This is a genomic window from Emticicia fontis (assembly GCF_054779675.1).
Genome location: NZ_BAAGXU010000066.1, coordinates 75,508 through 94,557, shown reverse-complemented (window position 1 = coordinate 94,557; position 19,050 = coordinate 75,508). Strand labels below are relative to the sequence as shown.

Here is a 19,050-nt window from a genome sequence, read left to right as displayed (position 1 = left end):
AACGACAAAGATACCATCAACCTCCAGATTTTTGACATAATCGTTTTATTAGGCATGGCACAAGGATTGATTTGTGCCACATTGCTTTTATTGCACCGACCTATAAGAACTAATAAAACTATCTTAGCCTTCATCCTGCTAACGTTTATTATCTTAAGTTTTAAAATACTGATTCATACGCTAGGGCTCTGGCAGAAGCTTCACTGGCGTTATCTGCCCTTAGCCATTGATTTGTTGATTCAGCCACTTTTTTATGTATATACACTTTCGCTGACCCAAGCTAATTATCGGGTTAAACGAAAAGACTGGCTGCATTTTGTACCAATGCTTTTGTTTTTATGTCATGCTATCTGGGTATATATAGAGACTATCCAAACGAATAATATTATCCTGAAAGACCAATTAGCCGAAAGTCTATATTACAACCGGATTAAGAAACTTGAAGATATATTATCGGTGTTATCGGGTATTGTTTATTGGTTCTTAAGTTTCAATCGTATTCAGGCTTATAAAGAATGGCTGAATACAAATATCTCAAATACTTCCTATCCCACTTATAACTGGCTGCGTCATGTCTTGATAGCCATGGGTGTTTTAGTAGCTATTCTGATGATTAATATTCCACTGGAAGTATTTTTTAACTTTGGCTCAAGGCATTTTGTTCAATGGCAGTTTTTTTATTTTTATCTGGCTGTACTGGTGTATTATCTAGGTTTTGTTGGTTATCAGCAAAAAGATTTTGAAGTCGCATTTCAGACTGAAAAACGGGCAACGATTGCTTTAGATACTGAGCAGATTTCTACTATCAAAGAAAAATTGGTTAAGGCAATAAATGAAGAAAAAGTGTATCTAAATGCCGAACTGAATTTGAGCACCTTAGCCAAACAAATAGGGGTAGCTGAGGGCATCCTTTCAACGGTAATCAACGAAGCATTTCAACAGAACTTCAGAAATTTCATTAATGAAAAAAGGGTAGAAGAAGTGAAACGTAAATTAATCAATCAGGAATATAAACATCTTTCAATATTGGGTATTGCTTTAGAATCAGGCTTTAATTCCGAGGCAAGTTTCTATCGGGTCTTTAAAACTATCACCGGACAATCACCGAAGGATTTTCTACAAAAAAATAACTCTCAAAACCCTTTTTGAGAGGATTCGTGGTAGTTTGATGGCTTTTCTTTGCTGAAAAATAAAAATCAATCATGAAAAAGCAAAGAAAAATCATTATTCTCATCGCCTTGCTGGCAAGTGCCACATTCATTGTTTCCTGCTCACCAAAATTCTGGAATAGAGCTAATAAAACCTATGAGCCTTTACCAAATATAAGTTCGCCTAAAAATACTGATAAAATCAAACAAGCTTATCAGTTTTTGAAAGATAAGACCGAATACGATGCTTTTATCGCCATTAAAAATGATAGCATTTTGGCTTCCTGGGGTGATATTCATTTACCCATCATGACCCACTCGGCCCGTAAAAGTATTATGAGCGTTTTATATGGGATAGCGATTGATAAAGGACTCATTCGATTAAATCAGACCTTGGCAGAGTTAAAAATTGATGATAGTAAAGCACCATTAACAGCTATTGAAAAGACTTGTACCGTGAGAGATTTATTGATGTCTCGCTCTGGTATTTATATTGAAGCCTCAGGCGAAACTAAAGAAATGAAAGCTGCTCGCCCACAACGTGGAATGCACAAACCGGGAGAGTTTTTCTATTATAATAACTGGGGCTTTAATGTACTGGGTGCTATTTTCGAACAGCAAACTCATTTAAGTATTGGAGAAGCCATTGAAGAATGGCTGGCCAGGCCTTTAGGCATGAAGAAATTCAAGGCCAATTATATAATCTATAAACAGCCGGATTATTCTGAGCATAGGCAATACATTATCTTCATGACAGCCGAAGACTTAGCTCGTATTGGGATGCTTATGCTGAATGATGGTAAATGGAATGGTAAAACTATCATTTCGGCTAAGTGGGTAGCAGAAAGCACCTTTCCGTATTCGGAAGATAAAAATAATGAGCCATTTGACCATTACGCTTATTTATGGTTGAATGATACCGACGAGGGTACTTTCTGGGCATCAGGTTGGGGAGGGCAGTTTATGATTGTCGACCGCAAAAATAGATTAGTAGTTGTATCAAGAAATGATACCGGACGTGCAATGTTACAGCAAGGCTTATTTATGTGGAAAGGCAAGCAAGCCTCACGCCAACACCATCAGTATTTACATCATCTCATGATTGAAGCTTGTTTATAAAAAAAGGTGCCGCCAGAATATTTCTGACGGCACCTTTTTACTGAAAATTTAATTGCCTACTTCTTAAATATCGGTGCAATAGGCGTGCCTATACAACCACTTGGTTCTTGTATTTTAAGCAAGGCCGCTAAAGTAGCAGCAATATCGGCAATATAAGTTTGTTGTGTTGTTTCACCTACCGGAATATTCCAGCCATACCACAATAGAGGTACGTGGCGGTCATATTGCCACATAGTGCCATGGGTTGTACCTTTTTTGCTTCCGCTATGAAACCAACCCGGCTCTAACAATACCATGAAATCACCACTGCGTTTGGGGTTATATACATTTTCAACCAATGTTTTATAGAAGGGTGGAATTACTGTATTTGCCATATCATGGAAATTAACTACCTGATAAACCGGAGAACCCATTGAAAGTAATTCATCCTGCACTAGCTTAAACACATCGTTCATAGCTACTTTATTTTTCTTCATCAATTCACGGTTCATCGTAATCTGATAATTATCAGTCGATAATATCCATTTGCCTTCACCAAATTTCTCTACCAACTGGCCATTCAGATAATTTACCTCTTTAGCACCCATCCAGACACCTCCGGGCAATTTATTTTTATTTAAGAAAGCTGGAATATCAGCAGCAGCGTGGTCGGCTGTTAAGAAAACAGTATAAGTACCTTTGCCTAAAGTAGCATCCAGATAATTCAGAATCTCTTCAATATCTTTGTCAAGACGTAGATAAGTGTCTTCTACTTCAATAGAGCGTGTTCCTGTTGCATGACCCACGTAGTCAGGTGAAGAGAAACTTACACAAAGAAAATCTGTAAAAGCACCTTGTCCCATTTTCTCATTTTTCAAAGCTGCTAAAGCCATTTCTTTGGTCATATTATTGCCAAAAGGAGAGGTAAGAATGGCTGTATTGCTGGTAATTGTGTGTGGGAACACAGGCAATTTTTCACCCGGCATTGAGTTTTCATATTCCTGATTATCTTCATCACTTTCGGTGTATTGTGCAATGGGCAATAAGGTTTCCCATTTCTGCGATTTATAGTAATCCGGCAATTTTTTGGCGTTGAAATCTTTCATCCACTGTGGTAATTCCTGCATATAATAGGTGCTGGTAATCCAGTTGCCTGATTTGCCATCAAACCAATAAGCTGCATTAGCCGAGTGCCCTGCCGGTAGAATACCGCCACGGTCTTTAGCTGCAATACCAATTACTTTAGATTTGAATTGCGTGGCTAATCTCAACTGATCGGTAATAGTAGTGGTTTTCATGTTTACAGGTGAGCGTTTGCCTTCTGTACCTGCTGCGTCTGTTCCTACGGCTACTACGGTAGTATCTTCAGCTACATATACTGTTCTGTTCAAAAAACGATCATACCAATCGTTGCCAATAATACCGTTTACTGCCGGAACTGAACCTGTATAAACAGCCGCATGGCCCGGGCCTGTAATAGTACTGGCATAATGGTAATGGTTATTACGGCAATTAAAACCCTGGTTCATTAATCTCTTAAAACCACCTTCGCTGTATTTGCTATAATAGCGATACAAATAATCATAGCGCATCTGATCGACCATGATTCCTAAAACCAGTTTAGGCTTTGTTGGGGCAGCAGCCTTTTGCGTTTTCTGCGCAAAAACCGGTAGGCTGAGTAAGAGTAGTAGGTATGTGAAACGTTTCATTAATAGATAATTTTTATGTATAAAATTGTATTGGTGTTACAGGTTGTAAAAACAGAATCAAAATTAGAAATCTTCTGCAAGCAAAATCAAACAATCCATGCTAATTTTGTGTTAAGAAGACAAGTTAGCCTATTTCATAGATTTTAACCTTATCTCAACACATTAAAATGTTCCTGATCAAAGCCCTTATTGTAGTTGGTACTTTCTGTTTTATGGAGTTTATGGCCTGGTTTGCTCATAAATACATTATGCACGGTTTCGGCTGGAGCTGGCATAAAGACCATCATAATCACCACAAAGGCTTTTTTGAAAAGAACGACTACTATGCAGTAGTTTTTAGTATTGTTGCCGCTTCAAGTATTATCTACGGAAATGTCAATCCTGAATTCTGGTATCTGACCTGGATAGGCGCCGGGGTTACTTGCTATGGGGTAGCCTATTTCGTTTTTCATGATATTATCGTACACCGCAGAGTAAAAATAAAGTTTGTGGCTAAAAGTAAATACATGAAACGAATCATGAATGCGCATTACATTCATCACAGAGTACATACCAAAGAGGGGGCAGAGGCTTTTGGTTTTCTATATGCTCCCGAAAAATACGAACCTAAAAAACGGGAATAGTACTCCTATTTTAAGTTTTCCCAACAGATTTCTGCCAAATCTCCTATAATCTGTTCGGCCTGATTTAAGTCTTTAAATCCTTCTACAAAAATAGAGAGAATAAAAGGTTGTTTGGTGTAAACAATGGCGGCATCGCCACGTACGTACCCTAATTCTCCGGTTTTATGGGCGATTACCAAATCTTTGGGTAAATTTCTAGGTATTGTGGTTTTGTCTCTGCAATTTTTCAGTATGCTAATCATCTCTTCACACAAAGCCGGTGTTGCTACTTTTTTCTCATAAATTTTCCGCAGTAAATCATTAATTTCTATAGTATTTACCCAGTTCTGGCGGCCTTGTTTCACTGCCAAAGTATCCAACATAATACGGTTCAGTCTTGTTTTTGTACTACCTAAACGCATTAAATTTTGGTTGACATCAGCCATTTCCACTTCTTTAATCAGGATATTGGTGGCAGTGTTATCGCTCGAATGTATCATTTCCTGCGCCAGTTCAAGGATAGTAAATTTCGTTCCGTCAGGCTTATCCGCAATGATACTTGAATCTCCGGCTCTATCAACTGCCTGTAAAACATGAATCGCATTTAAATCAATCTGCTTTGCTTTTACTTTCTCCATCAATTCCATCAGGATGGGTACTTTGATAATACTGGCAGCAGGGACTGTTACTTCTGGTCGATGAGTAAAGTATTTTTCTCCTGTAATACTCTCTACAGACATACTGACTTTGATAGCTGAGGGAAGTCTGGATAAATAATCATTGATTCGGTTAGTATCTACCTTGTATACTGATGGATTCTGGCCAAAAGAAAGTGAAGTATAAAGAATGAGTAGGAAAGGAGAAAAATATATTTTCATTTTATTCTGAAAATTTAGAATATACTGTTCGTTTAGATTTATTTGTATAGATTGGATAATAGAAATTTACTGAATGTATAATTTATATACTTCAAGTTGACTTTTTTGTAAGAATTGCACGTATTGTTTTAATTGTATAAATAGGATAAACAGTCAGTTCTGAATATTCTATTTATTTAGTCCGTTCAATAGTAAATTGAATCAGATCATGTAAAGATTGGCGGAAAATGGAGTCGGGGAAAGTAAACAGAATCTCTTTAGCTTCGTCGACGTAGCGCTTCATTACTTCGGTAGTATAATCAATACCACCAGAGCTTTTTACAAAGGTAATCACTTCATCCACTTTTTTAGGGTTTTCGGAGTGATTTTTTATTAAGTTGATAATATTTCTTTTTTCAGACCAACTGGCATGATTCAAAGCATAAATGAGGGGTAAGGTCATTTTTTTCTCCTTAATATCAATTCCGGTAGGTTTACCTATTTCAGCATCGCCGTAATCAAACAAATCGTCTTTTATCTGAAAAGCCATACCAATTTTTTCTCCCAGAAGCTTGCATTTGGCAACTGTAGCTTCGTCAGCACCTACTGAAGCTGCACCAGCGGCACAACAAGAAGCAATTAATGAGGCTGTTTTCTGGCGGATAACTTCGTAATATACATCCTCGGTTATGTCAAGTCTGCGGGCTTTTTCCATCTGCATCAACTCACCTTCACTCATTTCTTTTACCGCTGTCGACATAATTTCAAGCAGATAATACTCTTTATTATTGACGCTTAGTAATAAGCCTCGAGACAGGAGATAATCGCCTACTAAAACTGCTATTTTATTTTTCCAGAGTGCATTGATTGAGAAGAAGCCACGACGATAATTAGAATCATCTACTACATCATCATGTACTAAAGTGGCAGTGTGTAAGAGTTCAATCATGGCAGCCCCACGGTGTGTTGATTCACTGATGGTGCCTACCGTACCTGCCATCAGAAAAACGAACATTGGTCGTACTTGTTTCCCTTTGCGGTGTACGATGTAGTTCATTATCTGGTCAAGAAGCATCACATCAGTTTTCATAGACTGACGGAATTTTTTCTCAAAAACCTTCAATTCCTGCTCAATAGGAGCCTGTATTTGCTTTATATTTAAAGACATGAAGACATGAGTAAGTTGATGACTCACTCTATTGGTACAATGTTACGACCGAAAACTGATTTTTAATGCAGAATTAAGCAAATTGTATAAAATTTAGTGATTTTGTGCAAAAAAAACTAATAATTATCTTAAATCTTCAATTCCCAACATTAATAAATAAACTATTCAAGCCGGTGTGTTTTGTTGTTAGTAAATCTGGTTCAAATATAAAGCTGATTGCATTGATAGCCAAATTTAATTTCGGATGATATATTTGAAAATTTACAAATTATTCACTAACTCGCTCCATCAATTTTAACCATTATACATGAAGGCATTAGTTTTGGGCGGTGGCTCGTTAAAGGGAGCATGGCAAGTAGGCGCGATTCAAGCAGTTTTAGAAACGGGATTCAGACCCGAAATGATTTACGGTATTTCTGCGGGAGCTTTAAATGCCAGTTTTATGGTGAACGAAGCAGGAGCGCAATACATAGAGAAAGGAGAAATAAACTGGGATCTGGTCAATAAAAAACTGTTAAAATTCTGGCTTGAAAACATCACCAAACCTTCTGATATAGGTATTCTGAAATCAAGATTTTCTTTAGGGATAGATACCATCATGAGCCGCTTTGATGGCCTGATTGATACGAATCCGCTTCATGATAAATTAAGAAAATATATTAGTTCTAATACCCTTCGCCGAAGCCCTATTTATCTGAAAGTAGGCGCTGTGAATATCAATACCGGCGAAATGAAATATGTTGACCCTCTGGAGCAATACTTTCTGGATTATCTTCGCGCCAGTAGCTCATTACCTTTTATTATGCCTGCTATACAAATCGGGGGTGACCACCGTGAGGCTTATATGGATGGTGGGTTGAGAGAGGTAGTACCTGTAAAAAAGGCTATTGAAGATGGGGCTACTGAAATCTATTGTATTGCTACCCACCCAAAGCACCGCCCGATGGAGCATTTTAATTATAGAAGTTTTCTGAGTCTAATAGAGCGCGTGAAGGATATTACGGTAAATCAGTTTGAGAATAGTGATATTGATTGGGCCGAAAATTATGCAGAGAATTATATGAGTATCGGCTCGTTTAAATTAGCCAGAAAAATCAACCTGACTATTATACGCCCAGATGAACCGATTAATTTAGAATTGACAGATTTTAGCTCAAACGACATCAGAGAGGTAATTAAGCAAGGGTATGAACATGCTTATAAGAAATTGTTTGAGAGGGTATAGGAGGGAAGAGGTTATAATAGAAGCTTATAATAAGAGATTAATGAGAGGAATTATTGTAAGCTTCTACTTCTTTAAGCAGTTTTTTCCCTGCCTCAATATCTTTCTTTACATATATTCCTTCAATTAAATGCTTGGCATATATTTCTTTTGCCTCGAAATTTGTAAGAGATGCTTTTATCAGATATTTAATCGCCAATTTTCGGGTTTCTTCATCTAAATTACTTAAGTCATCAAATTCTTTATGATTACTTAAATCGCAAAATATCCTATATACCTGTAAGGCTGCCCTATCATACTTATACTTATTAGCCATTATTATGGCATAAGGTAACATATATTCTGGCATGGTGTTATCTAAAGAAGCATATAGTAATTCATCAAAAGAATCAGTATTTCCGTTATTGATGACTTCATTTATTAAGACTTCTTCACTTTTAGAAGGCTCATTTATAGACTTTTCGGGTTTCTTTTCAGAACAGCCTATAACCATCAATAGGCAGATAATTGAAATTAGTTTTTTCATTTTAATCACAGCTGTTTTATATAGCATATTAAATAAATAAGCTAATAGTGGCAAGATTGATACCAGATGATTTCTCCAAATAATATCTTAAGACTGCACTACTTCAGAAAAAGCCGCTTCACTCACAGCCTTATCTTTACGCAAATCAAACCACACAAAATAGGCTGTTACTAGCGTAGAAAGAATGAAATAAGCCGCAATCGCTACGGTTGCCCAAGGTAATTTGGCATCAATGCCGAACCAGTCACCCATTTGATAGATTATTACCAAACCTATGATATTTTTTAATGTTTCATACAATAAAGCATACGGATTTCTATCCATCAGTTCGGTATAACTGAATACAATCAGGAAGATAAAGCCTCCGTAGATAAATATATTCGGGCTACCGATGCTAGCCAGATTGGCGAAGAAATAACTTACCAAAGCGAACGTAGAAAGGAACTGTATCCATATCCATACCTGCATAAGCATAGATGCTTTAGGCGCATACTTTTCAAAATGATAAGGATCATCTATTTTATGTACCGGATATTTATCAGCTACATCAGCTGGCCTCCAACCCGTTGGCATAAACCAGATGCGCATTTTATCTTTCCAGCTATTGGTGCGGTAAGCATCCTGTATCAATAGCCATAGATGTTGAAAATTAATCTTGATCGGATTCCAGGTATTTGCTGGGCGAGTAATACCATATACCGGAGGCACATTTGGTAATTCTTCCTGAAAAGTACCAAACAATTTATCCCAGATAATGAATATCTGTGAGTGATTTTTATCTAAATATTCAGGATTAATGGCGTGGTGTACCCGATGGTGCGCAGGCGTAACAATGATTTTTTCAAGAAAACCCATGTTGCGGATATACACCGTATGATACCAGAACTGTGCAAATAAATGCAAAGGTGCTACGATGGCTATTACTTTTCCATCTACACCCAGTAATGCAGCAGGCAATAAGAAAACCGTAAAGAGATTAACAAAAGTTGAGATACTTTGACGTAAGGCACAAGCCAGATTAAATTCCTCGCTGCTATGGTGAATGGCGTGTTTGTTCCAGAAGAAATTAATCTGATGGCTCAGGCGATGTACCCAATAACCGGAGAAATCTAAAGCAATAAAGGCGATGATATATACCCAGATGGTCGATTCTACTTTGTAGATGGCCCAATGCTTAACCATATAATCATAGGTAAGCAATGAGATACTTAAACCTAATACATCTTTGATGATATTGGTATAACCCGAAGTCATGCTCGAAAGCATATCCATTGTTTTGAATGATTCTTTCTTAGTGAACCAGCCATAGAATTTTTCTAACAATACCAGGCCCAGAAATATAGGCATAGCGATGTTGAGGATTTTGCCGTAGGTTTCCATTATAGTATGCTTGCACAATATTATAGTATGCAAGTTAGTAATATTCTAAGAAATTTTAAAGTTTTTTAGAGAAACGAATTGTTATCAATTTTTAGTGTTTAAATTCGGGAGTAGATAATATCCGGCATAAAAAACAGTTATACGTATATTAAATGACTTTGCTATGATTCTGACAATTATTCTTGGGTTCATCTTCTTTTTAATCATCAGTATACACTTTTCTGCAAAATATCTGGCGCAAGTGCAGAAGAATTATTACGGTATATTTGTAGTGTTTAATATAGTGGTTTTTGTTGCTGGCGTATGGAGAATTTATTACTTAGACATGTACGTTTGGGATGATCCAAAAGGAGTAGGATTTTGGTTGTGGACTCTAATCTTTATGGTTGTGCAAATCGTGTTGGTTCTTCTGGTAGCTTTGATTGCCAATCCTTTAATCAAATGGTGGAAGAAAAGAGAGGCAGAGGCTTTGAACAATTAGAAAAAAATCGATTCAGAAAATATCATTATGCCAACTATTACTCTTAGCCGTACAACGAAGGGCTTAATTTCTCTTTCAATATTAAGTAGTGTATTTATTTTAGGACGTATCATTCTTAAAGATGATATGAAATACAGCTTTTTGCTATGGAATCTATTTTTAGCCTGGATTCCGCTTATTCTGGCTCAACTAAGTTTTAAGGCAATGAAACAGAATAATATGCCTTTAGCCTATATTATGCTTTTCTTGTGGCTGTTATTTTTTCCTAATGCTCCGTATATCATCACAGACTTACTGCACCTAAAAGATTATTCTCAGAATATTCTCTGGTTTGATAGCCTGCTGATTTTCACTTTTGCCATTACAGGTTTGTTGATTGGCCTGAGTTCTTTAGGCATTGTACACCAGACTCTTGAAAGTTTGTTCGGCAAAATACAATCGTGGAGTGTAGTTGTTGGTAGTCTTATACTATTAGGTTTTGGTATTTATTTAGGAAGATACTGTCGCCTGAATAGCTGGGATTTATTCAGCCAGCCACTTTGGTTTGCGGGTAGGGTATTGCATCAATTCAGGAACCCAATGGCATTTAAACTGACATTTACCTATGCCTTCGTGATTTTAGGATTCTATATCGCCTATCGCAATTTTGGTTCTACGCAAAATACAGAATTGGAACGGGTATAGTAATGCTTGGAAATAATGAAAGAATATTACTTATTCTTCACTACTGTATAAATCTTCCTTTGCTCATTAGTCATGATAAAATCGGTATTGCTGGTATAATTAAGTGCTTCCATCTGGGCGCGGCCAATTTTGATACATGATTTGGGCTTCGAAAAATTAATCTCGTTACTGGCAATTTCGAAAATATAAATCTTTCCATACGAAAGCAAGGCAAACTCTTTTCTGTCAGGACTAATATCGGCGGCTGTAACCGGGCTTTTCAAAAAAACACTGTCTTTAGGGCTTATTGTATAGTCTCCTGCTTTATCAGGTATTACGTATAACTTGGTATGGTGGGTATTAGACCAGTCTTTCGAAAACAGGTATAAATTATCTTTATACCAGAAGAATGCCTCGCAATCAAAGACACGTTTCTGAGACGGAAATTCTGTTTGGTCGGCATAGCGGAAAGTAATCTTTTCGGTTTTACCGTTTTTGTGTTTATAGATACTGAGGTCTTGTCTGGCCTGGTTATTATTTCCAAAATCACCGATATAAATATTCCCCAGGTTGTCTTTGGTTAGTTCTTCCCAATCAATATTTTGTGAGTCATTTACAAATAGGGTGTCAAAAATATAACCTCGTTTGTCAATCATGTATAGTTCTGTATTCCCACCACCGTCATTATGTGTCCAGTAATAGTTATCCTGCCAGGCAGGAGCAAGGCCGGAATTTTCGTTGATACAGACAGGCATCTGCCCTGTTTTAGTGATTGTGTACTGGGTTTTGGCTGATTGAAAACCACTTTTATTTATTTCGGAATGACAATTGCACATGGCAACTTTCATCGAAAACAACAGCATATAGATTTTGTACAGAAACATGAAATTATAAAGGATTCTTCAAATCGTTTTCTAAAAGTTTGAATTTAGACAACAAGTTAGCTAATTTTGGATTGTTTGAAAACAGGTACTCATAAATAGTCTCTAATTATTTCTAACCTATTATTATGCAACCCCGTCAGCAACCTTTTTACACACGCCTTGCTTATGTGCTTATTTCTCTGGTGATAGTTATTTATGGCATGTATATTCTCAGAGATTTGCTTATTCCGCTGACATTTTCGGGGATAATTGCTCTTCTGCTCTTACCAGTCTGTCAGTTCCTGGAAAAATACGGCTTTCCTCGTTGGTTGTCTATTACGTTTTCGATTTTATTGACGTTGGCGTTTGTGATTCTGTTTTTCTATATCGTTTATGTGCAGATAATAGATTTACAGGAAGTATTGCCACAATTGAGCGAAAAAGCAGAAAAATGGTATAGAGACTTTCAGTTTATGATTCGGGATAATTTTCATATCAGCCGAACCAAGCAGCGTATTGAAGGTCAAAAATATCTGACCGAGTTTTTAAAGAATAACAGCGATTTAATCACCAATACCTTATCTACTACTACAGGATTATTAGGCAATCTGACCCTGATTCCATTATATGTATTTTTGCTATTGCTTTACCGCGATTTTATCCGTGTTTTTTTCTACAAGGCTTTAAAGCCAGTAAGCAACCATCGGGTTGATGTGGTTTTGAAAAAAGTAAAAGATGTGGTAGTCAATTACGTAGTAGGTCTGATTATAGTTATCGGTATTATCGGTATTCTGAATACCTTGGGCTTATTGATTTTACGCATCGAACACGCGTTTTTCTTTGGTTTTTTTGCAGCTATTCTGGTGCTCATTCCTTATATCGGTATTGCCATAGGCTCAATATTACCTATCTTATTTGCACTTATTACCAAAGATTCGGCATGGTATGCTTTCGGAGCTGCCTCCGTATTTTTTGGTGTACAATTTTTAGAGGGCAATTTTATTACTCCTTATGTAGTAGGCTCTAAAGTAAGTATCAATTCAATGGCGGCAATTATTGCCCTGATTATTTTTGGTAATCTATGGGGACTTTCAGGCTTGGTATTGGCTCTGCCTATTACGGCTATTATCAAAGTAATTTTTGATTCGATCGAGGGATTAAGACCTTATGGCTTTTTAATTGGAGATGCTGATCATATTGATGTAAAGAAACGAAGAGGATAAAGAAAATAAAAGCTAGCTTCCTTTTAAGAATCCATAAAAGGAAGCTGTAATGACGTTTTAGTTGTAATTAAGGTTAATAGAACGTAGAGGTTTATATCATAGCTCTACTCCTTTGGTTAATTTCCTCTGCAAAGGCAAATCTGCTCTTTTAACAAAAGTAATAGGTACAAACGCTTCGGTAGGAGAGCCGATATAATACAGCGTCCAATCCTGATCATACCTCGACAACATATTCCTGATACACTCTGCACGGTCAACCGTTGGGAACTCGCATTCGTCCCAATAGAAAAGCTCAACACGGTAGTGGAGCTGCTGTTTTAAACCATTAATAGTTACTTCGATTTCGATTTCCTGCTTTCCTGGAAGCGAGGGAATCGGGATAGCTATATGCGCCATGCTTCGTTGGTTTTAAAAATGATAGAGAATGGTTAACGGAGAAAGGAGAAAGTAATTCGCTAAAGTCAGAATACTTTCTCCGTTTTCCGTGCTCCATTTTCCAATCACTCCGTTTTAAGAGATTTTATAGGATTCATTAATGCTGCTTTGATAGATTGATAGCTTACTGTTAGTAAGGCTATCAAACAGGCTAATACTCCGGCTACTAAAAAGAACCACCACTGGATTTCGATACGGTAAGCGTATTTCTGTAACCAGTTTTTCATCAGATACCAGGCCAACGGGAATGCGATTACCGCTGAAATCAACACCAGTTTCAGGAAGTCTTTTGATAACATAGCTGTGATACTTACCACACTGGCACCTAATACTTTTCTTACGCCAATCTCTTTGGTACGTTGCTCAGCTGTAAACATGGCTAAACCAAACAAACCTAAGCAAGAGATAAAGATGGCTAAGAAAGCAAAATAATTAGCCAGTTTACTCACTACGTTTTCACCCTTATACTGTGCTGCAAATTCCTGATCTGTAAATTTGTAGGAGAAAGGGAAGCGAGGGTTGAACTTCTTGAAAGCTTTTTCCATGCTGGCAACAGCTTCTTTGGTTTGTCCGGGTTGGGTACGCACAATTATCTGTCCCCAGTTGTCTCCTCTCTGCATATTAAGAATCAATGGAGGAATACTTTCGTGTAAAGAGTTAATATGGAAACTTTTTACCAAACCTACAATCGTTCCTTTTCGCCCCCACATAAACATTTCTTTACCTACCGGATCTTTCATGCCCATTTTCTTGGCTGCCTCTTCGTTAATGATATAATTGGTGGTATCAGTACCATAGGCAGGAGAGAAGTCTCTGCCGTCTTTCAGTTTGATGCCCATAGTTGCCAGATAATCGTAAGAAACAGGGTTTTGCGAGAATAAGATGATTTTGGTTGTGTCTTTCCCTGGCCAGTTTACGCCTTGTGTCGAGCTTCCTACCTGTAGTGGATCAGCCTGTGAACAGGTTACAGACTTAATACCAGGCATATTATTCAACTCTTGCTTGAAGGATAGGAAGTTTTTTGGTAAATCTCCTTCCAACGGCATATATAACATATTCTCACGGTCGAAGCCCAGATTTTTGCTCTGAATAAATTCTATCTGACGATACACTACCAGCATCCCAACAATAAGCATGATAGAAAGTGCAAACTGAAAAACCACCAGACCTTTGCGGAAAAATGTAGCACTTGGCTTAAATTTCAGGGCACCTTTTAAAACTACTACAGGTCTTAAAGAAGACATAAACAAGGCCGGATAAGAACCTGCTACTATGCCCGTAACAACAGTTAGTCCTAATAAAATTAATAAGAACAAGGGGTCTGTGAAATCAAGACTTAAATGTTTTTCTGTAAGTGTGTTGAACGCCGGTAGCATCAGAAAAACGATGAAAATTGCAAAAAATAAGCTCAGGAAAGCGATAATTAAAGACTCACCTAAGAACTGCGCAACTAATGAATAACGCACGGCACCTACTACTTTTCTTATCCCTACTTCTTTGGCACGTTTGATAGAACGGGCAGTGGCCAGATTCATAAAATTGATGCAGGCAATGACAAGAATAAAAATGGCAATAATCGCAAACATTTTTACATATTCAATTCTACCACCATCCTGTATTCCGGCTTTGTAGTTCGAATAGAGGTATACGTCTTCGTATGGTTGTAAAAATAACTCTACGTTGCTGTCTTTATTTTTGGTTTTGATATACCCTTTTATTTTGGCATTTACTTTGTCTAAAGAGGCATTCCTATTGAGCATTACATAGCATCTTGGTCCGTTATTGCCCCATTCTTTTGACCATTCGTTGCTTTTCTGCCAACGATCATAACTCATCAGGAAGTCAAATTTAAGCGACGATTGCTCTGTGATTTCTTTCAGAACTCCCGTTACCATCACATCATCTTTGTTATCTACTCTGATGATTTTGCCAAGTGGATCCTGATTCGGGAAATATTTATCGGCCAGTTTTTTAGAAATTACCACACCGTCAGGGCGTTTAAGCGCTGTACGGGCATCTCCTTTTTCCAGTCCGAAAGTGAACATATTCAGGAAATCACCATTTACATAGCGTCCTTTCTCTTTTTCAAACTTATCACCAACGGTAAACAAAGGATATTCTTCCCAAAGCATCTGGCTAGCCATTTCAATTTCAGGAATATCTTTAGTAATGTGCTGAGATAAGATACCCGGTGTTGAGGCATACGTAACGGTTTCACCAGCATAAAACTGGTTTTCCATTACTCTGTACAATTGTTTTCCGTTTTTATGGAATTTGTCTTTCTGGGTTTCATCTTGCAGCCAGAGCATAATCAAAAGGCTGCAAGCCATTCCCAGGGCTAATCCCATAATGTTTAAAAGGCTGAATGTTTTGTTTTTCCACAAATTCCGCCAGGCAATCTTCAAGTAGTTACTTATCATAATTTTGTATTAGAAATAGGTCGTTTCTTTTCTATTGACAAAGCTTGTGCCAAAAAGTGTAAGTGGTTGATTATGAGAAAATTGCATGATTTTGATAAATAAAGAGATGTCCGTTTTTGGACATTCTCTGTTCAAATATGGACAAGCTGTTTTTAAGTGTAAGCAGTGAGTTGAAATCAACGCTATTAACTAAACTGCATCTATGATTTTCAGGATTAAAAGTAAATTTGAATGAAACCATTTCTTCAATCAGGTTTATATTATTTACCTTTGTATAGATAATATCTATGAATCTTGAATTTACAACAATTAGAATATATAGTGGCTGTTGATAAACACCGCCACTTTCTGAAAGCTGCTGATGCCTGTTTTATTACACAAGCCACACTCAGCATGATGATAAAGAAACTGGAAGAAGAACTAGAGGTAATTATCTTTGACCGAAGTAAACAACCAGTTGTACCCACAGATATTGGTAAGAAAATCATTGCTCAGGCGCAAGTGGTTTTAAGAGAAACAGGGCTCTTAAAAGAGGTAGCTAAATCAGTAAAAAATGAAGTACAAGGGCAGCTCCGCATAGGAATAATTCCCACATTGGCACCTTATCTTTTGCCCTTGTTTCTATACGATTTACTCAAAAAATATCCGCAGGTAAAAATCAGAATCAGCGAACTGAATACTAATCAGATTATTGAACAATTAGGCAACGATTTGATTGATGTGGGTATTCTGGCTACGCCCATTGCAGCAGAAGGCATAAAAGAGTACCCTTTGTTTTATGAGAAACTGGTTGCCTTTGTATCGGGTAATGAAGAGACTTTAAATAAGAAATATATCCTGCCGGAAGATATTGATGTAAACCGCCTATGGTTGTTGGAAGAAGGCCATTGCCTGCGCTCACAAATGATGAATTTATGTGAATTGCGGAAGAAAAATACCGATTTGGGCAATCTGGAATACGAAGCCGGAAGCATAGAATCTCTACTGAAAATAGTTGAAATCAATAAGGGTATCACAGTTATTCCAGAGCTCGCTATGATAAATTTTGATGAAAAAAGAAAAAGCCAGATAAGGGAATTTATGTCGCCCGTTCCTGTACGAGAAATCAGCTTGGTTACGTATCGGCATTTTATCAAAACCAAACTGCTAGAAGTATTAAAACAGGAAATAAAAGACACCGTAAGCCAATTTATCCCCGAAAAACCTGCTGAACAATTTGTGGTGGAGATATAGGGAATTTAGTGAATGAGTGATTGATTAAGCATTTTATTCAATTACTAATCACTAAATCGCTCAATCACTCATTCACTCATTTTTCCCTATTCCATAAACTCCCACGCACTCTGGTAAGTGTTCAGTTGCTCTGCATAGGCAATAAAATCGGCATAGAATGGGAATGAGGCTAGGGTTGCACTATCGCCAATAATCACCAGTTTTTTTCTGGCGCGGGTCATGGCAACATTCATCCGGCGAATATCAGAAAGGAATCCGATGTTACCCTCGCTATTACTTCGGGTCATGCTGATATACACAATATCCCGTTCCTGTCCCTGAAAACTATCAATGGTGTTCACTGAAATCTTAGACAGATAATCGGGCAAATCAGGAGAATGTGCCAGCTGCGATTGAAGCAGATTAATTTGCTGTTTATAAGGCGAAATAATAGCAACAGTCGGGAAGTTCTCAGGCTTGTAGTGCTTTTTCAACTGCTCTACTAATAAATTGAGGTGTTTGAATAAGAATACCGCTTCTTCCGGGTTGGTCGTACTGGTGCCCTCCAGTTTTTCATCAAAACTACAACCTGCTGTATCAATAAAGGCAATGGGTGTATCTTCATTAAACAGTAAATGATTGGCTACCGTTGCATTGGCTTTTAATCGGTTTTCATAAAAGACTTTAGACGAAAAGCCCATAATCTGCTCGTTCATACGGTATTGTTCTTCTAATAAAACCACGGCCTCAGGATAAAGCGCTACCAGTTTTTCGAGTAGGGTAGTGGCAAGTCCTTGCTTGGCTGCCTCGTTTGACTTGATAGTAGGGGGGAGTTGACAATGGTCTCCTGCCAATACTACTTTCTGGGCTTTCAGAATAGGTATCCAGCAGGCAGGTTCCAGGGCTTGTCCGGCCTCATCAATAATTACCGTCTGGAATTTCAGATTCCTGATGGTATAATTATTCGAACCTACCAGTGTAGCGGTTATTACCTGTGCTTTGGCAACAATATCGTCTATAATATACTGCTCCGAATTACCCACTTCTTTCATAATCTTATGGGCTTCATCAAAGAGCAGTTTGCGTTGGTCTCTCTCCGACTTTCCAAAATTGCGCTTATACTTATGCGCCATATTTTTATACTCCTGCGCCTGTTTTTTCAATCTTTTGGCTTCTTTCATTAATGGGTGATCTGTCATTTTACTGTCTAAAGTCAATGACATCAATCGCTCCGTTACCTTTGCCGGATTACCTACACGTACCACATTTAATCCCTCTAAATGTAATTTCTCACTCAATAAATCAACGGCTGTATTACTTGGGGCTACCACTAACACCTGCTTCCGTTCCTGATGAACCAAAGCTTTGATGGCTTGTACTAAGGTTGTTGTTTTACCGGTGCCCGGAGGGCCATGTACTATAGCCAGTTCATTGGCCTGCAAGATTTTCTCAACTGCGCCTGTTTGTGATTCATTCAGATTCCTGGCAAAGAATTGTGGTTTTTCAGTATGAAAAGTAGGAGCTTTTTCGCCGATTAATATATCTACCAGTTTCCCTTCGTTCTTTTCAGCTATGGCAGATGCCTGTTTTAATGCCTCCTGCATTTCATCATAGCTGTTGTCGTCAAAAAGAACATCTATTCCTAATTTCCCATCACGACTCCATTCGGGCAATTCATCCGTACGAAGCGTAATTTTTAATCGATTATTATTCTGGAAGGAGATTGTGCCTTCAACACGGTCGTTCTTCGCATCATGATTGCTGAAAAGTACTGCCGGCATTCCGGTTCTTAACTGGTGCGAAATATCCTGATGCGTAGTGCGCTCCACTTCAACTGTCAGGTAATCACCCCGACTCATTTCCATGCCTCTGATAGCAATCGGATACCAGCTTAAGCCATTGGCTCTGCGTTCGGATACAGAACTTTGTTCGGTGAGTTTTCTATATTGATTGTGGTCTTCTTCCCGCTCAATTTTGAGTAAGTCAAGTAATTTTTTGAAGTAATTCATGCCGCAAAGATACACATTAAAAATGTGCTTTGTG

At 37.7% G+C, this 19,050-nt stretch carries 17 protein-coding genes; 8 read left to right on the top strand and 9 right to left on the bottom strand.

The window, feature by feature from the left end:
• Positions 1-54: 54 nt before the first annotated feature.
• Positions 55-1,149, top strand: coding sequence for a helix-turn-helix domain-containing protein (locus ACYVFA_RS25925; protein WP_460474773.1), 1,095 nt, complete (start codon positions 55-57; stop codon positions 1,147-1,149).
• Positions 1,150-1,202: 53 nt separating this feature from the next.
• Positions 1,203-2,267 carry a serine hydrolase domain-containing protein gene (locus tag ACYVFA_RS25920; RefSeq protein ID WP_460474772.1) on the top strand — a complete coding sequence of 355 codons (1,065 nt, stop codon included), beginning with the start codon at positions 1,203-1,205 and terminating at the stop codon, positions 2,265-2,267.
• 56 nt (positions 2,268-2,323) lie between these two features.
• Here ACYVFA_RS25920 and pafA read toward each other — a convergent pair whose 3' ends face one another.
• Positions 2,324-3,955, bottom strand: coding sequence for an alkaline phosphatase family protein (gene pafA / locus ACYVFA_RS25915; protein WP_460474771.1), 1,632 nt, complete (start codon positions 3,953-3,955; stop codon positions 2,324-2,326).
• A gap of 167 nt (positions 3,956-4,122) precedes the next feature.
• On the opposite strand from pafA, the gene ACYVFA_RS25910 reads away from it, so the two are divergent.
• Positions 4,123-4,578 (top strand): sterol desaturase family protein, encoded by a 456-nt coding sequence (locus ACYVFA_RS25910; protein ID WP_460474770.1) that lies wholly within the window; start codon positions 4,123-4,125, stop codon positions 4,576-4,578.
• 5 nt (positions 4,579-4,583) lie between these two features.
• Here the strand turns inward: ACYVFA_RS25910 and ACYVFA_RS25905 are convergent, their stop codons facing one another.
• Positions 4,584-5,435, bottom strand: coding sequence for a serine hydrolase (locus ACYVFA_RS25905; protein ID WP_460474769.1), 852 nt, complete (start codon positions 5,433-5,435; stop codon positions 4,584-4,586).
• 172 nt (positions 5,436-5,607) lie between these two features.
• Positions 5,608-6,582 (bottom strand): polyprenyl synthetase family protein, encoded by a 975-nt coding sequence (locus tag ACYVFA_RS25900; protein WP_460474768.1) that lies wholly within the window; start codon positions 6,580-6,582, stop codon positions 5,608-5,610.
• Between the two features lie 307 nt (positions 6,583-6,889).
• On the opposite strand from ACYVFA_RS25900, the gene ACYVFA_RS25895 reads away from it, so the two are divergent.
• Positions 6,890-7,807 (top strand): patatin-like phospholipase family protein, encoded by a 918-nt coding sequence (locus ACYVFA_RS25895; RefSeq protein WP_460474767.1) that lies wholly within the window; start codon positions 6,890-6,892, stop codon positions 7,805-7,807.
• Positions 7,808-7,844: 37 nt separating this feature from the next.
• Here ACYVFA_RS25895 and ACYVFA_RS25890 read toward each other — a convergent pair whose 3' ends face one another.
• Together ACYVFA_RS25890 and ACYVFA_RS25885 are read right to left on the bottom strand one after the other, a co-directional pair.
• Positions 7,845-8,330, bottom strand: a complete 486-nt coding sequence (locus tag ACYVFA_RS25890) for a hypothetical protein (protein WP_460474766.1) — start codon at positions 8,328-8,330, stop codon at positions 7,845-7,847.
• Positions 8,331-8,417: 87 nt separating this feature from the next.
• Positions 8,418-9,710 carry a sterol desaturase family protein gene (locus ACYVFA_RS25885; RefSeq protein WP_460474765.1) on the bottom strand — a complete coding sequence of 431 codons (1,293 nt, stop codon included), beginning with the start codon at positions 9,708-9,710 and terminating at the stop codon, positions 8,418-8,420.
• A 163-nt stretch (positions 9,711-9,873) separates the two neighbouring features.
• Between ACYVFA_RS25885 and ACYVFA_RS25880 the strand changes: the two genes are divergently transcribed.
• On the top strand, positions 9,874-10,191 hold the full coding sequence (locus ACYVFA_RS25880; RefSeq protein ID WP_460474764.1) for a hypothetical protein: 318 nt from the start codon (positions 9,874-9,876) through the stop codon (positions 10,189-10,191).
• A gap of 27 nt (positions 10,192-10,218) precedes the next feature.
• The gene (locus tag ACYVFA_RS25875) at positions 10,219-10,875 is read left to right on the top strand and encodes a DUF1361 domain-containing protein (protein ID WP_460474763.1); all 657 of its coding nucleotides are present in this window, start codon (positions 10,219-10,221) and stop codon (positions 10,873-10,875) included.
• A 26-nt stretch (positions 10,876-10,901) separates the two neighbouring features.
• On the opposite strand, the gene ACYVFA_RS25870 is transcribed toward ACYVFA_RS25875, so the two are convergent.
• Positions 10,902-11,738 carry a hypothetical protein gene (locus ACYVFA_RS25870; RefSeq protein ID WP_460474762.1) on the bottom strand — a complete coding sequence of 279 codons (837 nt, stop codon included), beginning with the start codon at positions 11,736-11,738 and terminating at the stop codon, positions 10,902-10,904.
• 125 nt (positions 11,739-11,863) lie between these two features.
• Between ACYVFA_RS25870 and ACYVFA_RS25865 the strand changes: the two genes are divergently transcribed.
• On the top strand, positions 11,864-12,940 hold the full coding sequence (locus tag ACYVFA_RS25865) for an AI-2E family transporter (RefSeq protein WP_460474761.1): 1,077 nt from the start codon (positions 11,864-11,866) through the stop codon (positions 12,938-12,940).
• Between the two features lie 96 nt (positions 12,941-13,036).
• On the opposite strand, the gene ACYVFA_RS25860 is transcribed toward ACYVFA_RS25865, so the two are convergent.
• Complete coding sequence (locus tag ACYVFA_RS25860) at positions 13,037-13,336, bottom strand: hypothetical protein (protein WP_460474760.1); 300 nt, start codon at positions 13,334-13,336, stop codon at positions 13,037-13,039.
• Positions 13,337-13,440: 104 nt separating this feature from the next.
• Entirely contained in the window at positions 13,441-15,795 is a 2,355-nt protein-coding gene (locus ACYVFA_RS25855; RefSeq protein WP_460474759.1) for an ABC transporter permease, read from the bottom strand.
• Positions 15,796-16,089: 294 nt separating this feature from the next.
• Here ACYVFA_RS25855 and ACYVFA_RS25850 point away from each other — a divergent pair, with 294 nt between their 5' ends.
• On the top strand, positions 16,090-17,028 hold the full coding sequence (locus tag ACYVFA_RS25850; protein ID WP_460474758.1) for a LysR substrate-binding domain-containing protein: 939 nt from the start codon (positions 16,090-16,092) through the stop codon (positions 17,026-17,028).
• Between the two features lie 86 nt (positions 17,029-17,114).
• Here ACYVFA_RS25850 and ACYVFA_RS25845 read toward each other — a convergent pair whose 3' ends face one another.
• A complete protein-coding gene (locus ACYVFA_RS25845; protein ID WP_460474757.1) occupies positions 17,115-19,016 on the bottom strand; it encodes a DEAD/DEAH box helicase in 1,902 nt (633 codons plus the stop codon).
• Positions 19,017-19,050: the final 34 nt, after the last annotated feature.

Excerpts from the sequence above, each read along its gene's own strand:
- ACYVFA_RS25925 (WP_460474773.1), top strand. The coding sequence starts at position 55 with ATGGCACAAGGATTGATTTGTGCCACATTGCTTTTATTGCACCGACCT.
- ACYVFA_RS25920 (WP_460474772.1), top strand. The coding sequence starts at position 1,203 with ATGAAAAAGCAAAGAAAAATCATTATTCTCATCGCCTTGCTGGCAAGT.
- pafA (WP_460474771.1), bottom strand. The coding sequence starts at position 3,955 with ATGAAACGTTTCACATACCTACTACTCTTACTCAGCCTACCGGTTTTT.
- ACYVFA_RS25910 (WP_460474770.1), top strand. The coding sequence starts at position 4,123 with ATGTTCCTGATCAAAGCCCTTATTGTAGTTGGTACTTTCTGTTTTATG.
- ACYVFA_RS25905 (WP_460474769.1), bottom strand. The coding sequence starts at position 5,435 with ATGAAAATATATTTTTCTCCTTTCCTACTCATTCTTTATACTTCACTT.
- ACYVFA_RS25900 (WP_460474768.1), bottom strand. The coding sequence starts at position 6,582 with ATGTCTTTAAATATAAAGCAAATACAGGCTCCTATTGAGCAGGAATTG.
- ACYVFA_RS25895 (WP_460474767.1), top strand. The coding sequence starts at position 6,890 with ATGAAGGCATTAGTTTTGGGCGGTGGCTCGTTAAAGGGAGCATGGCAA.
- ACYVFA_RS25890 (WP_460474766.1), bottom strand. The coding sequence starts at position 8,330 with ATGAAAAAACTAATTTCAATTATCTGCCTATTGATGGTTATAGGCTGT.
- ACYVFA_RS25885 (WP_460474765.1), bottom strand. The coding sequence starts at position 9,710 with ATGGAAACCTACGGCAAAATCCTCAACATCGCTATGCCTATATTTCTG.
- ACYVFA_RS25880 (WP_460474764.1), top strand. The coding sequence starts at position 9,874 with ATGATTCTGACAATTATTCTTGGGTTCATCTTCTTTTTAATCATCAGT.
- ACYVFA_RS25875 (WP_460474763.1), top strand. The coding sequence starts at position 10,219 with ATGCCAACTATTACTCTTAGCCGTACAACGAAGGGCTTAATTTCTCTT.
- ACYVFA_RS25870 (WP_460474762.1), bottom strand. The coding sequence starts at position 11,738 with ATGTTTCTGTACAAAATCTATATGCTGTTGTTTTCGATGAAAGTTGCC.
- ACYVFA_RS25865 (WP_460474761.1), top strand. The coding sequence starts at position 11,864 with ATGCAACCCCGTCAGCAACCTTTTTACACACGCCTTGCTTATGTGCTT.
- ACYVFA_RS25860 (WP_460474760.1), bottom strand. The coding sequence starts at position 13,336 with ATGGCGCATATAGCTATCCCGATTCCCTCGCTTCCAGGAAAGCAGGAA.
- ACYVFA_RS25855 (WP_460474759.1), bottom strand. The coding sequence starts at position 15,795 with ATGATAAGTAACTACTTGAAGATTGCCTGGCGGAATTTGTGGAAAAAC.
- ACYVFA_RS25845 (WP_460474757.1), bottom strand. The coding sequence starts at position 19,016 with ATGAATTACTTCAAAAAATTACTTGACTTACTCAAAATTGAGCGGGAA.